The sequence below is a fragment of the Sinorhizobium sp. GQ132 genome (assembly GCF_059758575.1).
On the sequence record NZ_JCAXDX010000010.1, the window covers coordinates 89843 to 109796 of the forward strand.

At 61.6% G+C, this 19954-nt stretch carries 22 protein-coding genes; 18 read left to right on the forward strand and 4 right to left on the reverse strand.

Annotated elements, in window-relative coordinates; all coding sequences use genetic code 11:
- Positions 1 to 158 precede the first annotated feature (158 nt).
- From AC6CIG_RS22865 to AC6CIG_RS22890, 6 genes are all read left to right on the forward strand, one after another.
- Complete coding sequence (locus tag AC6CIG_RS22865; protein WP_003535016.1) at positions 159 to 362, forward strand: DUF3126 family protein; 204 nt, start codon at positions 159 to 161, stop codon at positions 360 to 362.
- A 241-nt stretch (positions 363 to 603) separates the two neighbouring features.
- On the forward strand, positions 604 to 957 hold the full coding sequence (phaP2, locus tag AC6CIG_RS22870) for a phasin PhaP2 (RefSeq protein ID WP_018097774.1): 354 nt from the start codon (positions 604 to 606) through the stop codon (positions 955 to 957).
- A 270-nt stretch (positions 958 to 1227) separates the two neighbouring features.
- The gene (clpS, locus tag AC6CIG_RS22875) at positions 1228 to 1581 is read left to right on the forward strand and encodes an ATP-dependent Clp protease adapter ClpS (protein ID WP_003535011.1); all 354 of its coding nucleotides are present in this window, start codon (positions 1228 to 1230) and stop codon (positions 1579 to 1581) included.
- A gap of 9 nt (positions 1582 to 1590) precedes the next feature.
- On the forward strand, positions 1591 to 4104 hold the full coding sequence (gene clpA / locus AC6CIG_RS22880) for an ATP-dependent Clp protease ATP-binding subunit ClpA (RefSeq protein ID WP_018097773.1): 2514 nt from the start codon (positions 1591 to 1593) through the stop codon (positions 4102 to 4104).
- A gap of 72 nt (positions 4105 to 4176) precedes the next feature.
- Positions 4177 to 4923, forward strand: coding sequence for an AzlC family ABC transporter permease (locus tag AC6CIG_RS22885; RefSeq protein WP_437407781.1), 747 nt, complete (start codon positions 4177 to 4179; stop codon positions 4921 to 4923).
- A 5-nt stretch (positions 4924 to 4928) separates the two neighbouring features.
- Entirely contained in the window at positions 4929 to 5264 is a 336-nt protein-coding gene (locus tag AC6CIG_RS22890) for an AzlD domain-containing protein (RefSeq protein ID WP_080636661.1), read from the forward strand.
- Between the two features lie 62 nt (positions 5265 to 5326).
- Here the strand turns inward: AC6CIG_RS22890 and AC6CIG_RS22895 are convergent, their stop codons facing one another.
- The 4 genes from AC6CIG_RS22895 to AC6CIG_RS22910 are packed head-to-tail and all read right to left on the reverse strand — an operon-like array spanning position 5327 to position 8177.
- A complete protein-coding gene (locus AC6CIG_RS22895; RefSeq protein ID WP_018097770.1) occupies positions 5327 to 5746 on the reverse strand; it encodes an HIT family protein in 420 nt (139 codons plus the stop codon).
- 35 nt (positions 5747 to 5781) lie between these two features.
- Positions 5782 to 6969, reverse strand: a complete 1188-nt coding sequence (locus tag AC6CIG_RS22900; RefSeq protein WP_437407780.1) for a GNAT family N-acetyltransferase — start codon at positions 6967 to 6969, stop codon at positions 5782 to 5784.
- 4 nt (positions 6970 to 6973) lie between these two features.
- Entirely contained in the window at positions 6974 to 7699 is a 726-nt protein-coding gene (locus AC6CIG_RS22905) for a glycerophosphodiester phosphodiesterase (protein WP_437407779.1), read from the reverse strand.
- A gap of 13 nt (positions 7700 to 7712) precedes the next feature.
- Entirely contained in the window at positions 7713 to 8177 is a 465-nt protein-coding gene (locus tag AC6CIG_RS22910; RefSeq protein ID WP_127710803.1) for a RidA family protein, read from the reverse strand.
- Positions 8178 to 8317: 140 nt separating this feature from the next.
- On the opposite strand from AC6CIG_RS22910, the gene AC6CIG_RS22915 reads away from it, so the two are divergent.
- From AC6CIG_RS22915 to AC6CIG_RS22970, 12 genes are all read left to right on the forward strand, one after another.
- On the forward strand, positions 8318 to 9136 hold the full coding sequence (locus AC6CIG_RS22915) for a cell envelope integrity EipB family protein (RefSeq protein WP_437407778.1): 819 nt from the start codon (positions 8318 to 8320) through the stop codon (positions 9134 to 9136).
- Between the two features lie 103 nt (positions 9137 to 9239).
- A complete protein-coding gene (locus AC6CIG_RS22920) occupies positions 9240 to 10355 on the forward strand; it encodes an ROK family transcriptional regulator (protein ID WP_437407777.1) in 1116 nt (371 codons plus the stop codon).
- A 56-nt stretch (positions 10356 to 10411) separates the two neighbouring features.
- Positions 10412 to 11155, forward strand: a complete 744-nt coding sequence (locus AC6CIG_RS22925) for an ABC transporter permease (RefSeq protein WP_026168894.1) — start codon at positions 10412 to 10414, stop codon at positions 11153 to 11155.
- The gene (locus AC6CIG_RS22930) at positions 11152 to 11979 is read left to right on the forward strand and encodes an ABC transporter ATP-binding protein (RefSeq protein ID WP_437412518.1); all 828 of its coding nucleotides are present in this window, start codon (positions 11152 to 11154) and stop codon (positions 11977 to 11979) included. Before AC6CIG_RS22925 ends, AC6CIG_RS22930 begins: the two co-directional genes overlap by 4 nt.
- Positions 11980 to 12023: 44 nt before the next feature.
- The gene (locus AC6CIG_RS22935) at positions 12024 to 12962 is read left to right on the forward strand and encodes an aliphatic sulfonate ABC transporter substrate-binding protein (RefSeq protein ID WP_164866969.1); all 939 of its coding nucleotides are present in this window, start codon (positions 12024 to 12026) and stop codon (positions 12960 to 12962) included.
- 53 nt (positions 12963 to 13015) lie between these two features.
- Positions 13016 to 14572: a sulfatase family protein gene (locus tag AC6CIG_RS22940; RefSeq protein WP_437407776.1), complete on the forward strand. Its 1557-nt coding sequence runs from the start codon at positions 13016 to 13018 to the stop codon at positions 14570 to 14572.
- Positions 14573 to 14754: 182 nt separating this feature from the next.
- The gene (gene rpsB, locus AC6CIG_RS22945) at positions 14755 to 15522 is read left to right on the forward strand and encodes a 30S ribosomal protein S2 (RefSeq protein WP_003534993.1); all 768 of its coding nucleotides are present in this window, start codon (positions 14755 to 14757) and stop codon (positions 15520 to 15522) included.
- Positions 15523 to 15773: 251 nt separating this feature from the next.
- Positions 15774 to 16697 (forward strand): translation elongation factor Ts, encoded by a 924-nt coding sequence (gene tsf / locus AC6CIG_RS22950; RefSeq protein WP_127710813.1) that lies wholly within the window; start codon positions 15774 to 15776, stop codon positions 16695 to 16697.
- A 183-nt stretch (positions 16698 to 16880) separates the two neighbouring features.
- Positions 16881 to 17603: a UMP kinase gene (gene pyrH / locus AC6CIG_RS22955; protein ID WP_018097759.1), complete on the forward strand. Its 723-nt coding sequence runs from the start codon at positions 16881 to 16883 to the stop codon at positions 17601 to 17603.
- Positions 17604 to 17654: 51 nt separating this feature from the next.
- A complete protein-coding gene (gene frr / locus AC6CIG_RS22960) occupies positions 17655 to 18215 on the forward strand; it encodes a ribosome recycling factor (protein ID WP_003534987.1) in 561 nt (186 codons plus the stop codon).
- Between the two features lie 36 nt (positions 18216 to 18251).
- Positions 18252 to 18995 carry an isoprenyl transferase gene (locus tag AC6CIG_RS22965; RefSeq protein ID WP_411932909.1) on the forward strand — a complete coding sequence of 248 codons (744 nt, stop codon included), beginning with the start codon at positions 18252 to 18254 and terminating at the stop codon, positions 18993 to 18995.
- The gene (locus tag AC6CIG_RS22970; protein ID WP_018097757.1) at positions 18995 to 19828 is read left to right on the forward strand and encodes a phosphatidate cytidylyltransferase; all 834 of its coding nucleotides are present in this window, start codon (positions 18995 to 18997) and stop codon (positions 19826 to 19828) included. Before AC6CIG_RS22965 ends, AC6CIG_RS22970 begins: the two co-directional genes overlap by 1 nt.
- The last annotated feature ends 126 nt before the right edge of the window (positions 19829 to 19954 follow it).

Genomic DNA, 19954 nt, shown 5'->3' on the forward strand with positions numbered 1-19954 from the left:
TGTGGCGGGCATCGACGCTGCGAAAAATCAGTGCACCAATTCAAGGCGTTGCGAGCATTTCTTCGCCTCCCGGCGAACGCTTGGCGCTCTGATGGGTTTACACCTGGCAATGGCCCGTGCAACAAGCGCGGCAAATCAATCGGCTACGGAGAATAGTTTTGAAGCCCGAAGAAATCCGCAAGCTTGAGGCCTATCTTAAGCGCACGTTCAACCAGTCCATGGTCGTCAAGGCTCGCCCGAAGAAGGACGAATCCGCTGAAGTCTATCTCGGCGACGAATTTCTCGGTGTCGTCTTCCGTGACGAAGAGGACGGCGAGCTCTCCTATAATTTCTCGATGGCGATCCTCGACATCGACCTCTGAGAGCAACACGAATCCACCTGGATCCGTGGTAATCGCGCGTTGCAAGACCCGGTGCTGAGCAATCAGGCCGGGTTTCCTGTTGTTAAATCATACTTTTCGGAGAAATTTGACTGGAGGCGTCCGTCTTCATCAAGTCGTTGCAAGAACTGTATTTTATTGCAATGCACACTGAACTTGACTTTTTGTGCAGTGCACCTAGACTGGCCGCGTTCCTAGCCGAGCCGTTACAAGGAGACGCCCGATGTTTAACTTCGACGATGCGAACAGGAAGAGCAAGGAAGCGCTCGACGTAGCCGTGAAGAGCTACTCAGCCATGACCAAAGGTTTCCAGGCTATTGCGACCGAAGCGGCCGACTATTCGAAAAAATCCTTCGAGGATGGCGTTGCCCATGTCGAAAAGCTTACCAGTGTCAAAAGCCTCGAAGCAGCGTTCGAGCTTCAGACGAATTATCTGAAGGCAAGCTACGAAGGTTTTTTCGCCGAGGCGACGAAGATCGGTGAGATGTATGCCGACCTCGCCAAGGACGCCTACAAGCCCTATGAGGCGCCGGTTGCCAAGGCAGGCACTGCGGTCAAAACGGCCGCCGCCGCCTGACCATCAGTTTCATCGCTATTGCAGAAAGGCCGGTCGCGGATGCCGCGGCCGGCCTTCGTCCGTTCATGTTCTGCACTTCTTCAATACCGCCGACGGGCCTGAAGGCTGCAGGTGCCGGCGAAGAAATTTGATCAATCTTGTGTTTCGCCGTGCGAATATGTTTGCAGTGCGTGGGTTCGGTCTTAAAATCCAAGAACGAACCATTAGATAAAGGCAAGCATGTCGTGGTCGAATGCAAATGGATCCGCGGCTGTAAAGGAATGAACAAGAATGATCGCCATGCCGGTCCGGATGCAGCAGGGAAGCGAAGGAGACGGAGGCGGCCCCAGTCGTGGCACGTCCGTCATCACGCGCACCAAGCCGAAGACCAAGAAGCCGAGTTTGTACCGCGTTCTGCTTTTGAATGACGATTACACACCGATGGAATTCGTCATTCACATCCTCGAGCGCTTCTTTCAGAAGAACCGCGAAGAGGCGACCGTCATAATGCTACATGTCCACAACCACGGCGTTGGAGAATGCGGCGTCTTCACCTACGAGGTCGCCGAAACCAAGGTGACGCAGGTGATGGATTTCGCCAGGCAGCATCAACATCCGTTGCAATGCGTCATGGAAAAGAAATGAGGAACTAACGTGCCAACATTTTCGCCCAGCCTCGAAAAGGCGCTGCATCAGGCACTGACTTTTGCCAACGAGCGCCATCACGAATATGCGACGCTCGAGCACCTGCTGCTGGCATTGATCGATGATGCCGATGCGGCGGCTGTGATGGGCGCGTGCAATGTCAATCTCGACACGCTTCGCAAGACCGTGACCGATTACGTCGACAACGAATTGTCGAACCTCGTCACCGGTTACGACGAAGACTCCAAGCCGACGGCGGGCTTCCAGCGCGTGATCCAGCGAGCCGTCATCCATGTGCAGTCTTCGGGCCGCGAAGAGGTGACGGGCGCCAACGTGCTCGTGGCGATCTTCGCCGAGCGCGAGAGCCATGCTGCCTATTTCCTGCAGGAGCAGGAGATGACCCGGTATGACGCGGTCAATTTCATTTCGCACGGTATTGGCAAGCGGCCGGGAAGCTCCGAGGCGCGGCCGGTGCGCGGGGCGGAAGACCAGGACTCCGAACAGAAGGCTTCGCGCGAGAGCGAGGAGGCGGGCCCGAAGAAGCAGCAGGATGCGCTCACGGCCTATTGCGTAAACCTCAACGAAAAGGCCAAGTCCGGCAAGATCGATCCGTTGATCGGGCGTCACGCCGAAGTCAACCGGACCATTCAGGTTCTTTGCCGCAGATCCAAGAACAACCCGCTTTACGTGGGCGATCCTGGCGTGGGCAAGACGGCGATCGCCGAGGGCCTTGCCAAGCGCATCGTCGAGAAGAAGGTGCCCGAGGCGTTGCAGGACGCCACGATCTTCGCGCTCGACATGGGAACCCTGCTGGCCGGCACGCGCTATCGCGGCGACTTCGAGGAGCGCCTGAAGCAGGTGGTCAAGGAACTCGAAGATTACCCCGGTGCGGTGCTGTTCATCGACGAGATCCACACGGTCATCGGTGCCGGCGCCACGTCGGGCGGCGCCATGGACGCGTCGAACCTCTTGAAGCCCGCGCTTTCTTCCGGCGCGATCCGCTGCATCGGCTCGACCACCTATAAGGAGTACCGCCAGTTCTTCGAAAAGGACCGGGCTCTCGTTCGCCGCTTCCAGAAGATCGACGTCAACGAGCCGACGATCGCGGATACGATCGAGATCATGAAGGGCCTCAAGCCGTATTTCGAGGACTACCATCAGCTGAAATACACCAACGATGCCATCAAGGCGGCGGTGGAGCTTTCGGCACGCTACATCAATGACCGGAAGCTGCCGGACAAGGCGATCGACGTCATCGACGAGTCCGGTGCCGCGCAGATGCTTTTGCCCGTCAGCAAACGCCGCAAGCTGATCACCGAAAGGGAGATCGAAGCGACCGTCGCAACGATGGCACGCATCCCGCCGAAGACCGTGTCCAAGGACGACGAGGCGGTGCTCGCCAATCTCGAGCAGGAACTGCGCTCCGTCGTTTATGGTCAGGATCTGGCGATCGAGGCGCTCGCCTCGTCGATCAAGCTGGCGCGCGCAGGCCTTCGCGAGCCCAACAAGCCGATCGGCTGCTACGTCTTCTCCGGCCCGACCGGCGTCGGCAAGACGGAAGTGGCGAAGCAACTCGCCACCTCGCTCGGCGTCGAGCTGCTGCGCTTCGACATGTCGGAATATATGGAACGCCACACGGTCTCGCGACTGATCGGCGCGCCTCCCGGCTATGTCGGCTTCGATCAGGGCGGACTCCTGACCGACGGCGTCGACCAGCATCCGCATTGCGTGCTGCTGCTCGACGAAATCGAAAAGGCGCATCCGGATCTCTTCAACATCCTCCTGCAGGTCATGGACCACGGTTCGCTGACCGACCATAACGGCAAGAAGATCGATTTCCGGAACGTCATCCTGATCATGACGACCAATGCCGGCGCGTCCGACATGGCTCGGGCGGCGATCGGCTTCGGTTCCTCCAAGCGGACGGGTGAGGACGTGGAGGCGCTGAATCGCCTCTTCACGCCGGAGTTCCGCAACCGTCTCGACTCCGTCATTCCGTTCAACTCGCTGCCGACCCCGGTCATCCACAAGGTCGTGCAGAAGTTCGTCATGCAGCTCGAAACGCAGCTTGCGGAGCGCAATGTCACCTTCGACCTTGCGCCTGATGCGATCGCCTGGCTCGCGGAGAGGGGCTATGACGAGAAGATGGGTGCACGGCCGCTGGCACGCGTCATCCAGGAAAACATCAAGAAGCCGCTCGCGGACGAGATCCTCTTCGGCAAGCTGAAGAAGGGCGGTGTCGTCAAGGTGACGATCGGTGCAAAGGAAGACGGCACGAAGGGGCTCATGCTCGAGGCCGTGCCGGAAACGGCTCCGATCAAGCCCAAGGCCGAGGTCTCGCGTCCCGCCGGCAAGGGCGCGAAACCCAAGAAGGCCGCCGAAAAGGAAAGCGTAGCCGCATCCGAAGAGGGCGCGAAAGCCAAGTCGAAGAAGACGGCCGCCAAGTCCTCGAACAAGAGCGGCGGTTCCGGCGCGGCTCCGCTCAGGGGGCGGACGGTTCCGAAGGTGCCGCGCAAGAAATAACGCGATCGCGACTGGACGTGACAGTGCCGGGTGAGTTACCCGGCACTTTCTTGTGAGCGTGGAGCATAGCGGGTGGATTCCACTAACCGTATCGAAGAGGAGCGATCGCCTCTGGGCTGGTTTCTGGCGGGTGCGCGTGGGATATTCAGCCTTCCGGCCATAATCCTCATGCTTTCCTTCGTGGGCTTCTGCTCGCTGACGGTTCAGGCCGGGATCCCACCGGCGCAAGTCGTGTTCATGACCGGCATCGTCTGGGCCCTGCCGGCAAAGGTCATTCTCGTAAGTTCCATCCTCAGCGGCGCCAGTCTTGCGACGGCGTTCCTGGCAGTCACGCTTTCGTCGGTTCGGTTGATGCCGATGGTCGCCGCACTCGTTCCCGAACTCCGTACGCCGAAGACGCCGACATGGCTGCTTCTCTTGCTTTCGCATTTCATCGCCATCACCGCCTGGGTCTTCGCGATGGAGCGCGTGCATGCGGTTCCGCGCCGGCACCGCGCGACCTTCTTCGCCGGCTTCGGCATCACGCTGGTCGCGACGAACATGGCGCTGGTCGGGATCGTTTATCGCCTCGTCGCCGATTTCCCGCCGATCGTCGCCGGATGTCTCTTCTTTCTGACGCCGGTCTATTTCCTCGCCTCGATCTGGAATTCCGCCCGTCATCCGGTTGTCTATGCCGCGCTCGCGATCGGTCTCGCCGCAGGGCCGGTCTGCTACTGGATCGCCCCGGAGTTCGACATTCTGCTCGCCGGCCTCGGCGGAGGAACGCTCGCCTGGCTTGGTGAGCGCTTCTGGCGCATGCGAAAGGAAACGAGCGCGTGAGCTGGATGGACGGATGGTGGGCCTACGCATTCATTGCGATCGCCGGCTGGCTCGCGACCGACATCTGGCGGTGGCTCGGAGTGCTCGCCGGAAATCGGCTGCGCGACGATTCGGAGGCGCTGAACTGGGTGAGGGCGGTGGCGACGGCGCTGGTGGCGGCCGTCATTGCCAAACTCGTACTTTACCCGACCGGCGTTTTGGCCCAGTCGCCTCTGTGGCTTCGGCTCGGCTCCGTCGTTCTCGGCGCGATCGCGTTTTTCCTCGCCCGCCAGAAACCCGTCGCCGGGATCGGAACGGCGATCGCTGCCCTGGCCGCAGGCCTCTGGTGGCTGGGCTTCTGATGAGTTAAAGCGGAATAATAGTAAAATTCCGTAAGCGATTGAATCAAACGTTACATGGCAGCCTAAAGCGCTCGGCGGATCTTCTCCGCGTTTGCGGCCAGCACCTCTCCGTCTTCCATCTTGCCGGAATGCGGCTTCAGCGGAATGCCCTCCCGCCGGGGGATCACGTGGAAGTGCAGATGGAAAACGGATTGGCCGGCCGGCGCCTCGTTGAACTGCATGATGGTGACGCCGTCCGCCGCGAAGGCGGCCTTCGCGGCGAGGGCGATCTTCTGGACGGTCGCGATCAGGCTGGCGAGGGTGGCTGGATCCGCATCGAGAATGTTGCGGGACGGCGCCTTAGGCAACACCAGGACATGGCCTTCGGCCTGAGGCATCACGTCCATGAAGGCGACGGTGGCCTCATCCTCATAGACGCGATGCGAGGGGATCTCGCCGCGCAATATCTTGGCGAAGATATTGTTGGTGTCGTATGCGCTCATGTCGTTTCCTCTTCCTGGCAGGCATTCGCGGCGTCTCAGCCGTCCTGGCGTCCACCTTTGCGGAAAGGGCCGTGTTCCGCAAGAAACTCGCCGGTTTCTTCCACATCCCGGCGCTCCCGTTCCAGATAATCGGCTACGGCGCGCGCAAGCCCCGGATGGCTGATGAAATGTGCGGAATGAGTCGTCACCGGCATGTAGCCCCGTGCAAGCTTGTGCTCGCCTTGCGCGCCGGCTTCGACGCGCTTCAATCCCTTCGCGATCGCGTAGTCGATCGCCTGATGGTAACAGACTTCGAAATGCAGGAAGGGGTGGTCCTCGATGCAGCCCCAGTGCCGGCCATACAGCGCATCGCCCCCGATGAAATTGATCGCTCCGGCGATATAGCGCCCACCGCGCTTGGCCATGACCAGCAAGATATCGTCGGCCATGCGCTCTCCGATCAGCGAGTAGAAGGCGCGGGTCAGATAGGGACGCCCCCATTTGCGTCCGCCGGTATCCATGTAGAAGGCAAAGAACTGGTCCCAGATAGCTTCCGTCAGGTCGCTGCCGGTCAGCCAGTCGATGGTTATCCCGTTTTCCACCGCCGATCGGCGTTCTTTCTTGAGTGCCTTGCGCTTTCGCGAGGTGAGCGTGGCGAGAAAGTCGTCATGCGATCCATAGCCTTCATTCATGAAGTGGAACTGCTGATCCATCCGATGCAGGAAGCCCGCCTGCTCCAGGATGGGCATTTCGTCGGTCGGGACGAAGGTCACGTGGGCCGAGGAGAGGCGGTGGCGGCGCGTGAGCTCCTTGAGGCCGGCAGCGAGCGCGTCGCGCACGGTTCGTGGATCGCATCCCCCGGCCACCAGCAGCCTTGGCCCCGTCGCCGGCGTGAAGGGCACGGAACATTGCAGTTTCGGATAGTAGCGGCCGCCGGCCCGCTCGAAGGCATCCGCCCAGCCATGGTCGAAAACATATTCCCCCTGGCTGTGGCTCTTGACGTAGCAGGCGAGAGCCCCCCGCAGGAAACCGTCCGCGTCCTCCATGAGGAGATGCTGCCCGAGCCAGCCAGTCTCCGCCGTCGCCGAGCCCGATTCCTCCAATGCCGACAGATAGGCATGCGAGACGAAGGGATTGTAAGCCGTGCCGGCATGCCCTTTGGAAGCGCCGGCAAGCCCGCCCCAGCTCGCCGGCGATATCGACGTGAACGAAGGTTCTATGCGGATGGTGATCGCGTCTGTCATGCGCCTACGAAATCATGCTCTCCCGGGGATCGAAACCCTCGAAGGTCATCTGGTCGGCATTGGCGAGTGTGTGCTCCTGAGCCTGTCTGTCGCGTACCGTCCAGGTGATGAGCGTTCGGCCGAGCGCGCGCTCCTTTTCCGTGAAGGCGTTGGGAAGATGGCCGTAATGATAGGAGATGAAATCCAGCCCGAGATGCATCGCCTCCTCGTGCACGAAGAAGGTTTCCGGATTGACACCCTCGGCAGTCAGGCCGAGGGGGTAGGGCGCATCGAGTTCCTTCAGGTCCCTGAGCAGCCAATGGTCGAAGCTCATCAGCGCGACGTGGCCCTCATAGGCTTCCAGCGTCTCGAGCACGGCCGCGCAAAAGCCTTCGTCGTCTCCCAGTCGCCCCTTGAGCTCGATGATCAGTGGGACACGGCCGGCAACGAGACGCAGCATCTGCTTCAGCGTCGGCACCTTGTCGCCCGTGCCGCCGACTGACAGAAGCCCCAGCTCGGCGGACGTCTTCGCGCGCACGTCGCCCGCGATCCCGCAGAGCCGTTGCAGGTCGTGGTCGTGGAAAACGACGGGAACGCTGTCAGCCGCGAATTGAAGGTCGCACTCGATCGCGAAGCCGGCTTCGACCGCGCGAGAGAAGGCGGAGAGCGTGTTTTCCCAAACCTCCCGATTCATGTCGTGGAAGCCGCGATGGGCGATCGGCTGGGCCTTGAGCCAGGAAAGATCCTTCATTGGACGTCCCTGATCATGCGATTTCGATCACGGCGTCGATCTCGACAGCCGCGTTGAAGGGAAGGGAAGCCATTCCGACAGCGGCACGAGCGTGTTTGCCCGCTTCGCCGAGCGCATTGGCAAGCAGGTTCGAGGCGCCGTTGATCACCAGGTGCTGTTCGACGAAGTCCGGCGTGGAAGCGACGAAGCCGTTGATCTTGACGAGGCGGCGGATACGGCCGAGATCGCCGAGAGCCGCTTTGGCCTGGGCCAGGATGTTGATCGCGCAGAGTTCGGCGGCTCTTTGCGCGCCGGCGACATCGACATCCTTGCCGACATGGCCGGTTACGGCGACCTTGCCGTTTTCCATCGGCAACTGCCCGGAAATGTAGAGCATCGACCCCGAGACGACGTAAGGCACGTAGTTCGCGACGGGCGCAACTGCCTGCGGAAGGACGATGCCGAGTTCGGTGAGGCGGGTTTCGATCTCTGCGGACATGGAAGGCTCCGTTGTTGTCTTTTGTGCTAAAATCCGGCATGCAAAGCAGATCTTGACAGGCGTGGACCAGAACCGATCTGCCTTGTTTCTGCCGAATGCTTGTTTATCGCATTGGCGGCGAGTCCAACAGGAGGAAACGGATGTTTCGTAAAGGCTTCGGTCTCGTCACTGTGGGAAGCGTCTGTGTCGTGGTCATGACGGCGGGCGCGGCACAGGCGACTGCTCTCGTTCCCCATCGCGCCGTCTACGATCTGGAATTGAAGGACGCCTCCGAGCGGTCCGGCATCTCCGGCATGTATGGCCGCATGGTCTATGAGTTCAACGGCTCCTCCTGCGAAGGCTATACCGTCAGCTTCCGCTTCGTCACCCAGGTCGATACGGGTGAGGAGGTTCGCCTCACCGATCAGCAGACCACCACCTATGAGGACATGAAGAACGGCAATTTCCGTTTCCTCACCCGCTTCTTTACCGATGAGAAGCTGGACAAGGAGGTGCGCGGAAGCGCGCATGACGATAAGTCCGGCGTCAAGGTCGAGCTGACCGCCCCCGACAAGCGCCAGGTGGCGCTTGCGGCCAGCCGGTTTCCGACAGAACACATGCTCGAAGTGATCGAACGTGCGAAAAAAGGAGAGACCTTTTTCGAGGCGCGTATTTTCGATGGTTCCGATTCGGGCGACAAGACGCTGATTACCTCGACCTTCGTGGGCAAGCCGCGCAAGCCCGCTCCTGACGATGCGGATGTCGGCAAGGCCGGAAAGCTTGCGGGCGAGAACTATTGGCCGGTGACGATCACCTATTTCAACGACGAAGCCAACGGCGACGCGCTGCCCGTCTACCGCATGGCGTTCAAGCTCTACGAGAACGGCGTGACGCGGGATCTCACCATGGACTACGGTGACTTCGTCCTGAGCGGAAAGCTCGCAAAGCTCGAGGTCTTCAATAGCGAAGAGTGCAAATAGACAACCGCAGAAGCGATTTTCGAAAGTGACCGCAACCTGCTCCTATTGACAGGACCCATTTATTTTCTAAAGTTGAGAAAATAAATGGCAAAGGGGGCGAAGAGTGGGTGTGCATCACGGCCAGGTCCTGCGCATCCTTCGCGACGAAGGGCCCCAATCACGCGCCATCCTTGCGCGCCGCACCGGGCTGTCCGCGACCACCCTTACCCATGTGACGGCGCAGCTCCTCGCCGACGGCTCCGTCGCCGAGGTGGAGCCGGCGGCAAGCAGCGGGGTGGGGCGGCCGGGACTGGCGATCCGGCTCCTGCCGAACGCTCATCACGTTGCCGGCGTGCATATCGGTGCAGGGCTCGTCCAACTGACGGTCACGGATCTCCTGGGTTCGCCGAAAGCGGCCGCTTCGTTCGAATTCGCGCTGCCGGACACCTCGCCGGAGGCCGTGGCCGCGCGGATCGCGGACGAAATAGAGAATCTGAAGCTTCTCGCACGCACAGCCCATCTCCTCGGCGTCGGAGTAGGAGTGCCGGGACCCGTCGATGCCGGCCAGCGCACCATCCTGGCTTCGATCAATACCGGCTGGCGCAACCTGCCGCTGGCGGGCATGCTGGAGCGACGCACGGGCCTGACGGTGGTGCTGGAGCATAACGTTACCGCAATGGCGGTCGCGGAGGCGCGCTTCGGTCTCGGCCGCGGGGTCCCGGCATTGCTTTACGTCTATCTGCGCTCCGGTCTCGGGGCAGGGCTGGTGGTCGACGGCGTGCCGTTTCGGCCGGGCGGCCATGGCGCAGTCGAGCTCGGTCACATCCAGATCTCACAGGACGGGCCACGGTGCAGTTGCGGCAACCATGGCTGTCTCGAAAGCTATGTGAACGAACGCGTCCTGATGCGTGCATTGGGGCTGGAAGGCTCTGCTCCGGCCGATCTCCTGATGCAGGTGGAGAACACGGACGTCTGGGGTCCGACACTCGCTCGGCTGACCGACTCGCTCGCCATCGCAATCAGTCTGCTTACGCCCGATCTGATCGTCTTCGGCGGTCACCTCGCTGACGCGCCGGAGAGCCTGTTCGCGCATCTGCGAAAACATCTGCCGCCACGGGTCATGCCTCATATGCGCGACATCCTTCGGTTCGAACGAACCGGCTTTGGCTCGCAACCGGGCGCGATCGGCGGGGCGGCGGTCGCGCTCGACCACTTTTTCTATTCGGGGGCCCGGTATTGAGCACTCTGACGTCCAAAGACGAGGAAACGACAGGAAACGGGTTTTCGCCGGCGGAGCTGGCGCCCATCGTCCTGAACCTGATCGCCTTGGTGTTCGCCGTCACGGTATGGTGGGGTATCACGGCGGCGGGGCTGGTGATCCTGCCGGGACCGGCCGAGGTTTTCCGGCGCGCAGTGGAGTTGATCGCGAACGGCCAGTTGCCGCTGGACGTCGTCTCCAGTCTTCGCCGCGTGCTGGCCGGCTTCCTGCTCGGCGTGGCGGCAGCCATTCCCGTCGGCTTCCTGATGGGCTGGTACCGCGTCGCCCGCGCACTGATCGAGCCCTACATCCAGTTTTTCCGCATGATTCCGCCGCTGGCGGTCATACCGCTCGCGATCGTGACCATGGGCATCGACGAAGCGCCGAAGGTCTTCGTCATTTTCCTCGCCTCGTTCCTTTCCTGCGTCGTCGCCGCCTATCAGGGTGTCATCGGCGTCGACCGTACCTTGATCAGCGCTGCACGCGTGCTTGGGGCCAACGACGGCGTGCTGTTCTACCGCGTGATCGTCCCTGCCTCCATTCCCTTCATTCTGGTCGGTGTCCGGATCGGGCTCGGCTCGGCCTGGGCAACGGTCGTCGCAGCCGAGCTCATCGCAGCGCAATCGGGCCTCGGCTTCCGAATGCAGCAGGCGCAACTCTATTACGACCTACCCACCATTTTCGTCAGCCTCGTCACGATAGGCATTCTCGGCCTGCTCATGGATCGCATCGTCCAGGCGGCGGAACGCCGTCTGACCCGCTGGCAGGAGCGCGCGCAATGACAGCTGTTCCGGACCCGGCCTCCGACCCGAAGATTTCATTTCAAAACGTCACCCGCCGTTTCGGCGAAGGCGAGAGCTCGGTCCTCGCGCTCGACAGGCTGAGCCTGGATATCGGCGAGGGTGAATTCGTCACGGTCGTCGGGCCGTCCGGCTGCGGCAAGTCGACGGCCATGAATATCGCGGCCGGCCTGACGGAGGTGTCGGACGGACGTGTTCTGGTCGACGGTAAGCCGGTCGACGGGCCGGGGCCCGAACGCGGCGTGATCTTCCAGCAATATGCGCTGTTTCCGTGGCTGACGGTTCGCCAGAACGTCGAATTCGGCCTGCGCATCAAAAACATGCCGGCGGCCGAGCGCAGGCGCATCGCCGATCACTTCATCGATCTCGTCGGGCTGAAGGATTTCGCCGATGCCTTGCCCAAGACCTTGTCCGGCGGCATGAAGCAGCGCTGCGCAATCGCCCGTGCCTATGCGGTCAATCCGACGGTCCTCCTCATGGACGAGCCCTTCGGCGCGCTCGACGCATTGACCCGCGTCAACATGCAGGACCAGCTGCTCGACACCTGGAGCCGCGAGCGACGGACGGTGATCTTCATCACCCATGATGTCGATGAGGCGGTCTATCTCGCCAATCGCGTCATCGTGATGGCCGCGCGGCCAGGCCGCCTGCACGAGATCATCCCCGTGGACCTGCCCTATCCGCGCAACGAAGAGATCCGGCTATCGCCTGAATTCGCGCAGGTCCGCAATCGGGTTTGGCACGCCGTTTACCATCAGAAACCCCAGGTCAGTTCGAGTTCATCACAAGGAGGAGGAATGCCGTGACTTTTACCCGACGCAGTTTCATCCGCGTTGCCGCTGCCGGTGCGCTGGCGGCCCCCATAGTGGGCGCCACCACGCGAGCCGCTTACGCAGAGGCGAAGCCCGTGCGGATCGGTTACATCGCCGACTATTTCGGCACGAGCCTGACGGCGATCGCCACCGACCAGAACCTGTGGGCAAAACACGGCCTGGAACCCGACCTGAAGATCTTCACCAACGGCCCGATCCAGATCCAGGCGTTGGGCGCGGGCAGTCTCGATTTCGGGTATGTCGGTCCGGGCGCCCTTTGGCTTCCGGCAACTGGCAAGGCCAAACTCGTCGCGATCAATGTGCTCGGACTGTCCGACCGCGTCATCGCGCAGAAGGGCATCAACTCCGTCGCGGACCTCAAGGGCAAGAAGGTCGGCGTTCCGGAAGGCACGTCGGGCGACATGCTGTTGCGTCTCGGCCTTGCCAAGGCCGGCATGACGATTTCCGACATAGAAGTGGTGAAGATGGACCCTTCGACGGTCGTTTCGGCTTTTGCATCGAAGCAGATCGACGGCGCCGGCATCTGGTATCCGCTGGTGGGCATCATCAAGAAGACCGTCCCGGATCTGGTCGAAGTCGCCAAGAGCGACGATTTCTATCCCGAGAACTCTTTCCCTTCGGCCTTCGTCGCGCGCAATGAGGTGATAGCCGGCGACGTGGACGTGGTCAGGAAATTCATCGCCACGATGAAAGAGGCCAACGACTATCGCGTTGCCGACGTGCCGCGCTCGGTCGCGATCACCGCCAAGTTCCTCGGAGTGCCGGCCGAACCGCTTGAAGTCGAAAGCCGCAACGGCAAGTTCCTGACCACTGCCGAGCTCGTTGCTGCCAGCAGGGATGGGACGGTGGCCAACTGGCTGAAGGGTCTCAACGACCAGTTCGTCGCCTTCGGCAAGATGCAGAACCCGCTCGACCCGAAGGACTACTATCTCGCCGACCTCTACGCAGGCGACTGAACGCCAACCCGCCGGCGCGCTCCGTCGCGCCGGCACTCTTCATCGAGATTAGAATGTCAAAGCAGCCCAATATTCTGTTCATCATGTCGGACGACCATGCGGCGCGGGCGATTTCCGCCTACGGCGCGGGCCTGAACAGCACGCCCAATATCGACCGCATCGCCGACGAAGGCATGCGGTTCGATCGGTGCTATGTCACCAATTCGATTTGCACGCCCAGCCGTGCCGCCATTTTGACCGGCACCTACAACCATGTGAACATGGTCACCACGCTCGATACCCATATCGACAACCGGCTCCCCAATGTGGCCAAACATCTGCGCGCGGGCGGCTATCAGACGGCGATCTTCGGCAAGTGGCACCTGGGCGAGGGCCAGGCGCACGAGCCGACGGGATTTGACGAATGGTCGGTACTGCCCGGGCAGGGCGAATATTTCGATCCAGTGATGATCGACCGCAACGGACCGCGAACGGAGAGAGGCTACGCCACCGACATCATCACGGACAAATGCCTCGATTTCCTCGGCAAGCGTGATCCCGAGCGGCCGTTCTTCCTGATGTGCCACCACAAGGCGCCGCATCGCAGCTTCGAGCCGCACCCGCGCGACAGGCATCTCTATGCCGACGGGAAACTGCCGGTTCCGGAAACTTTCTCCGACGATTATTCCAACCGCGCAGCAGCGGCGGCAGCTGCGAAAATGCGCATTCGCTGCGACATGACATACAGGGACCTCGGCCTCGTCCAGCCCGAAGGCGGCGACGAGATCGGCGAACTGCTTCTGCCGGGCTGGACCCAGCGCAAGGTTCCGGACATCGAGGAAGGTCAGGAACTGCGATTGATCGACGGAGCCACCGGTGAGAATTATCTCTTTACCGATCCGCGGAAACTCGCCCTCTTCAAGTACCAGCGCTACATGATGCGCTACCTGCAGACCATTGCCGCCGTGGACGACAATGTCGGCCGTCTGCTCGACTATCTCGACGCGGAAGGCCTGCGCGACGACACCATCGTTATCTATACGTCCGACCAGGGGTTCTTCCTTGGCGAGCACGGCTGGTTCGACAAGCGCTTCATGTACGAAGAATCGCTCCAGATGCCTTTCCTGATCCGCTATCCGAAGGGCATCCGGCCCGGCACGCAAGCCGGCCACATCGCGACCAATGTCGATTTCGCGCCGACCTTTCTCGATTATGCGGGCCTGCCGATCCCCAATTACATGCAGGGCAGGAGCATGCGCCCGATTATCGAGCAGACGGCGGACGAGGACGATAAGGGTCTCGCCTATCACCGGTACTGGATGCACAAGGACGAGTTCCACAATGCCTTCGCGCATTACGGCGTGCGCGACGCCCGCTACAAGCTCATCTACTGGTATAACGATCCGCTCGGCCAGCCTGGTGCCTTTTCCGGCGACGAGGCTGCGGAATGGGAACTGTTCGATTGCGAGGAGGACCCGTTCGAGCTGCGCAACCGGGCGAACGAGCCGGCCTACTCCGCTGTGTTCGAGGAAATGCTGGCTAAGCTCGATGCGCGCATGGCCGAAATCGGCGACATTCCGGAACATGTCACCGCCGAGGTGCTGGCTCGGTGCCGAATGAAGGCGGCCTGAGCCGGCGCGATACAAAAAGCGTCCCCAAGGCTTGATTTCCGGGCCGGTTACCGCTAAGGGGCTGGCCATTCCACACGTAAGGCATGGGATTTTCCGGGAGAAATCCGGATCGTTCCGCCGGTGGGCGCATTGCGGTGCGCTCGACGCCTTGCGGAGGTTCAACCGGAAAAGGAGACAAAGGCATGGCATTGCCTGATTTCACTATGCGCCAGCTTCTCGAGGCGGGCGTCCACTTCGGTCACCAGACGCACCGCTGGAACCCGAAGATGAAGCCGTACATCTTCGGCGACCGTAACAACGTTCACATTATCGATCTCGCCCAAACCGTACCGATGCTGTCGCGCGCCCTGCAGGTCGTCAGCGACACCGTCGCCAGCGGCGGCCGCGTGCTTTTCGTCGGCACCAAGCGCCAGGCGTCCGAGATCATCGCGGACGCTGCGAAGCGTTCCGCCCAGTACTACGTCAATGCCCGCTGGCTCGGCGGCATGATGACGAACTGGAAGACGATCTCCAACTCGATCCAGCGCCTGCGCAAGCTCGATGAAATCCTGGCTTCGGAAGCTTCCGGCTTCACGAAGAAGGAGCGCCTGAACCTCGAGCGCGAGCGCGAGAAGCTCAACCGCGCACTCGGCGGTATCCGCGATATGGGCGGTACCCCGGATCTGATGTTCATCATCGACACCAACAAGGAATCGATCGCCATCGACGAAGCCAAGCGTCTTGGCATTCCGGTCGTTGCCGTCATCGACTCCAATTGCGATCCGGACCAGATCGACTACGCGATCCCGGGCAACGACGACGCATCGCGCGCTATCGCCCTTTACTGCGATCTCATCGCCCGCGCCGCCATTGACGGTATCGCCCGTCAGCAGGGCGCCTCTGGCCGCGATCTCGGCGCATCCGAAGAGGTTCCGGTCGAGCCGGCTCTCGAGGAAGCGTCCGAAGCCTGATCGGCCCGACCGGCAGACGACGCGCTGCCGTACGCATGAAATATCGGGACGAGGCCGTTTGTGATGTAGAATCTGAACGGCCTTGTTCTTTATCAGCCGGAAATGGCCCGGCCGATCGCGCGCGGTGAGCCCGCGAACATCGCCAAAGTGGCTTCATCACGATGTCACACAGAAAGGCCATTTCCTGCCAAACCTTCTGGCACTGCGCCAATCCCGGTCGGCGCGCCAGCAAACAGACAAGAGGCACAAAGATGACTGTTACCGCCGCAATGGTGAAGGAGCTGCGCGAAAAGACCGGCGCAGGCATGATGGACTGCAAGAAGGCGCTTGCCGAGACCAATGGCGACATGGAAGCCGCCATCGACTGGCTGCGCGCCAAGGGCATCGCCAAGGCTGACAAGAAGTCCGGCCGCACCGCTGCCGAAGGCCTCATCGGCATTGCCAGCTCCGGCACCAAGGCCGTCGTCGTCGAAATCAACTCCGAGACCGACTTCGTTGCCCGCAACGACGCCTTTCAGGAGCTCGTTCGCGGTGTCGCCAGTGTCGCCCTCGGCACCGACGGCAGCGTTGCAGCCGTCTCCCAGGCGACCTATCCGGCGACGGGCAAGTCCGTTGAAGATACGATCAAGGACGCCATCGCCACGATCGGCGAGAACATGACGCTGCGCCGCTCGGCACTGCTCGAGGTCGAGGACGGCGTCGTCGCGACCTATGTGCACAATGCCGCAGGCGAAGGCATCGGCAAGCTCGGCGTTCTCGTCGCGTTGAAGTCGACCGGCGACAAGGAAGCTCTGAACGCGATCGGCCGGCAGGTTGCCATGCACGTCGCCGCGACCAACCCGCTCGCGGTCCGTTCGAGCGAAATCGACCCGGCGGTCGCCGAGCGCGAGCGCAACGTCTTCATCGAGCAGTCGCGCGCTTCCGGCAAGCCGGACAACATCATCGAGAAGATGGTCGATGGCCGCATGCGCAAGTTCTTCGAGGAAGTCGCCCTTCTGTCGCAGGCTTTCGTCATGAACCCTGATCTGACGGTGGAAGCCGCGATCAAGGAAGCGGAAAAGTCCGTCGGCGCGCCGATCGAAGTTGCCGGCATTGCCCGTCTCCTGCTCGGCGAAGGCGTCGAAAAGGAAGAGAGCGATTTCGCGGCAGAAGTGGCAGCCGCCGCGAAGGGTTGATTTCTTCACCTCGAATGGGAAAACGTGGGGGCATCGCGTGACAACGCGGTGCCCTTCGTGTATCCGGCTCCAGTCGATGCGTAGGACCCGCCGGAGCGGTTGATACCACGCAGCGGAATTTGCCTTTACGCCGCTGTGCGCCAGATGCCTGCACACGCGCGCTGATCTATTTCAGGAGTGACGATGTCGGCCAAGCCAATCTACAAGCGCGTTCTTCTCAAAGCCTCCGGTGAAGCGCTTATGGGAAGCCAGGGGTTCGGCATCGATGTTGCCGTAGCCGACCGGATTGCCTCCGATATCGCGGAAGCGAGAGCGATGGGTGTCGAAGTCGGCGTCGTCGTCGGCGGCGGCAACATCTTCCGCGGTGTCGCTGTGGCGTCCAAGGGCGGCGACCGTGTAACCGGCGACCACATGGGAATGCTGGCGACGGTCATCAATGCGCTTGCGCTGGCGACGTCGCTGCGCAAACTCGATATCGACACCGTCGTCCTGTCGGCCATCGCCATGCCGGAAATCTGCGAGAGCTTCTCGCAGCGCGCGACGCTTTATCATCTTTCGCTCGGGCGTGTCGTGATATTCGCCGGCGGCACGGGCAATCCGTTCTTCACGACGGATTCGGCTGCGGCGCTTCGTGCGGCGGAGATGGGCGCCGAGGCGATCTTCAAGGGAACACAGGTCGACGGCATCTATTCCGCGGATCCGAAGAAGGACCCCTCGGCGACCCGCTTCGACCGACTGACCCATAGCGAGGTTCTCGAAAAAGGCCTCGCAGTCATGGATGTTGCCGCCGTGGCGCTTGCGCGGGAGAATGCCATTCCGATCGTCGTCTTCTCCATCCACGAGAAGGGCGGCTTCACGGAGATATTGACGGGTGGCGGCCGTGCCACCATCGTGACCGATAATTGACAAGCTGCTGGGGCCCGCAAGGGCTGCTGATAAGAACGGGAGTCTTGAACCATGAGTGAAGGTGTGGATCTGAAGGAACTCAAGCGTCGGATGGACGGGGCGATCGCTGCTTTCAAGCACGACATCGCGTCGCTGCGGACCGGCCGCGCTTCGGCGAACGTACTCGATCCGGTGACCGTCGAAGCCTACGGTTCTCGCATGCCGCTGAACCAGGTGGCAAACATCACGGTTCCGGAGTCGCGCATGCTCTCGGTTTCGGTGTGGGACAAGTCCATGGTCGGTGCCGTGGAGCGGGCAATCCGGGAGTCCAATCTGGGGCTCAACCCGATCGTCGACGGGCAGAACCTGCGCATTCCGTTGCCGGAACTGAACGAGGAGCGCCGCAAATCGCTGGTCAAGGTCGCCCACGACTATGCCGAAAAAAGCAAGGTGGCCGTCCGCCACGTTCGCCGTGACGGTATGGACGACCTGAAAAAAGCCGAAAAGGACGGCGAGATCGGCCAGGACGAGAGCCGTGCTCAGTCCGAACGCGTCCAAAAAATGACCGATGACGTAATTTCCGAAATCGACCGCTTGCTCGCGGAGAAGGAAAAGGAAATCATGCAGGTCTGACCTGCGGATAGGTGAGTCTCTTTGTCCGGACAACCCATGCAAGAATTCAATCCCGCAAACGTACCGGCTCACGTCGCCATCATCATGGACGGCAACGGTCGTTGGGCGAATGCGCGTGGACTGCCCCGTACCATGGGCCACCGCAAGGGCGTTGAGGCGGTCCGCGGGGCGGTAAGGACGGCTGCGGAGATCGGCATCCGGTACCTGACACTGTTCGCATTCTCGTCGGAGAACTGGAACAGGCCGGAAAGCGAGGTCAGCGACCTCATGGGCCTGCTCAAGGCTTTCATCCGACGGGATCTCGCCGATCTCCACCGTGAGAACGTCCGCATCCGGGTCATCGGGGACCGAACGAATCTGAGCGGCGATATCCTGCCTCTGCTCATCGAAGCGGAGGAGACGACGGTCGCGAACACCGGCATCACGGTGGTCATTGCGTTCAATTACGGCGCCAGAGACGAACTGGCGAGAGCCATGCGCCGCCTGGCGGGGGACGTGGCCGCCGGTCGTCTGCGGCCGGAAGAGATTACCGCGGAACGGATATCCTCGACGATCGATACGGCGGGCATTCCCGATCCCGATCTCATTATCCGGACGAGCGGCGAGGAGCGTCTCTCCAACTTTCTCCTTTGGCAGGGGGCCTATTCCGAATTGCTGTTCATTCCGGACCTCTGGCCGGATTTCACGCGCGAGACATTCTTTGCGGCGATCGAACAATATGCCTGCCGCGAGCGCCGATTCGGCGGACTGACCCAACCGACTTTGGCGGTCGGCTCCTGATGCAGGCCGAACTCAAACTTCGTATCGCCTCCGGGGTGGTTCTTGCTGCGGTGGTTCTTGCTGCAACCTGGATCGGCGGCTTTGCCTTCCAGCTTCTCTCCGTCGCGATCGGCCTCCTCGTCTATTACGAGTGGTCCACCATCACGAAGCTCCCCGAGCGGGACTTTCAGGGCAATGCCCTCGGCTGGCTGGCACAGGCGGTGATCGCCGGTTTCGTCCTCCTCGGTTATATGCATGTCAGCCTCCCGGGGCTTGCCCTCTGTGTGCTCGCGGCAGCGCTTTGGGTGGCGATAAAGGGAACCAGCTGGTGGCTGCCGGGCGGGATCGTCTATGCGGGTCTGACGAGCATTTCGCTCGCGGCGATCCGCGGAGCGGACTATCTCGGTCTGATGGCGATGCTGTTCGTGTTCGCCGTCGTATGGGCAACGGATATTTTCGCCTACTTCACGGGGCGGGCGATCGGCGGGCCAAAGCTGGCGCCCGCAATCTCGCCGGGCAAGACCTGGTCGGGCGCGATCGGCGGGGCGATTTTCGGCGTTCTTGCGGGTGTCGCCGTTTTCATGGCTCACTTTGCCCTCGATGATCTGCGCATTCCCGTCATCGCGCTGGTCCTGTCCGTCGCAAGCCAGACAGGCGATCTGTTCGAGTCCTTCGTCAAACGCCGCTTCGGCGTCAAGGATTCGAGCAGGCTGATCCCGGGTCACGGCGGCGTCATGGACCGGGTGGACGGGCTGATATTCGCCTGCATTGCCGCACTGGCCCTGGTGCTTGGGCAGTTCTTGCTGGCGGGCGGCCGGGAAGTCTCTTTCGGCTCGATTCTGCTGGGTCTTTGAAGACTGCCGGTGTAGTCCTTATATCGGGCTCGAAGCGGGACTATCCTGCGGCGGTCCGACCATGGCGTCACGGCCCCGACCTTGCAATTTGAACTGGCGGACGTGGCAACGGACGCGTTAGGAATG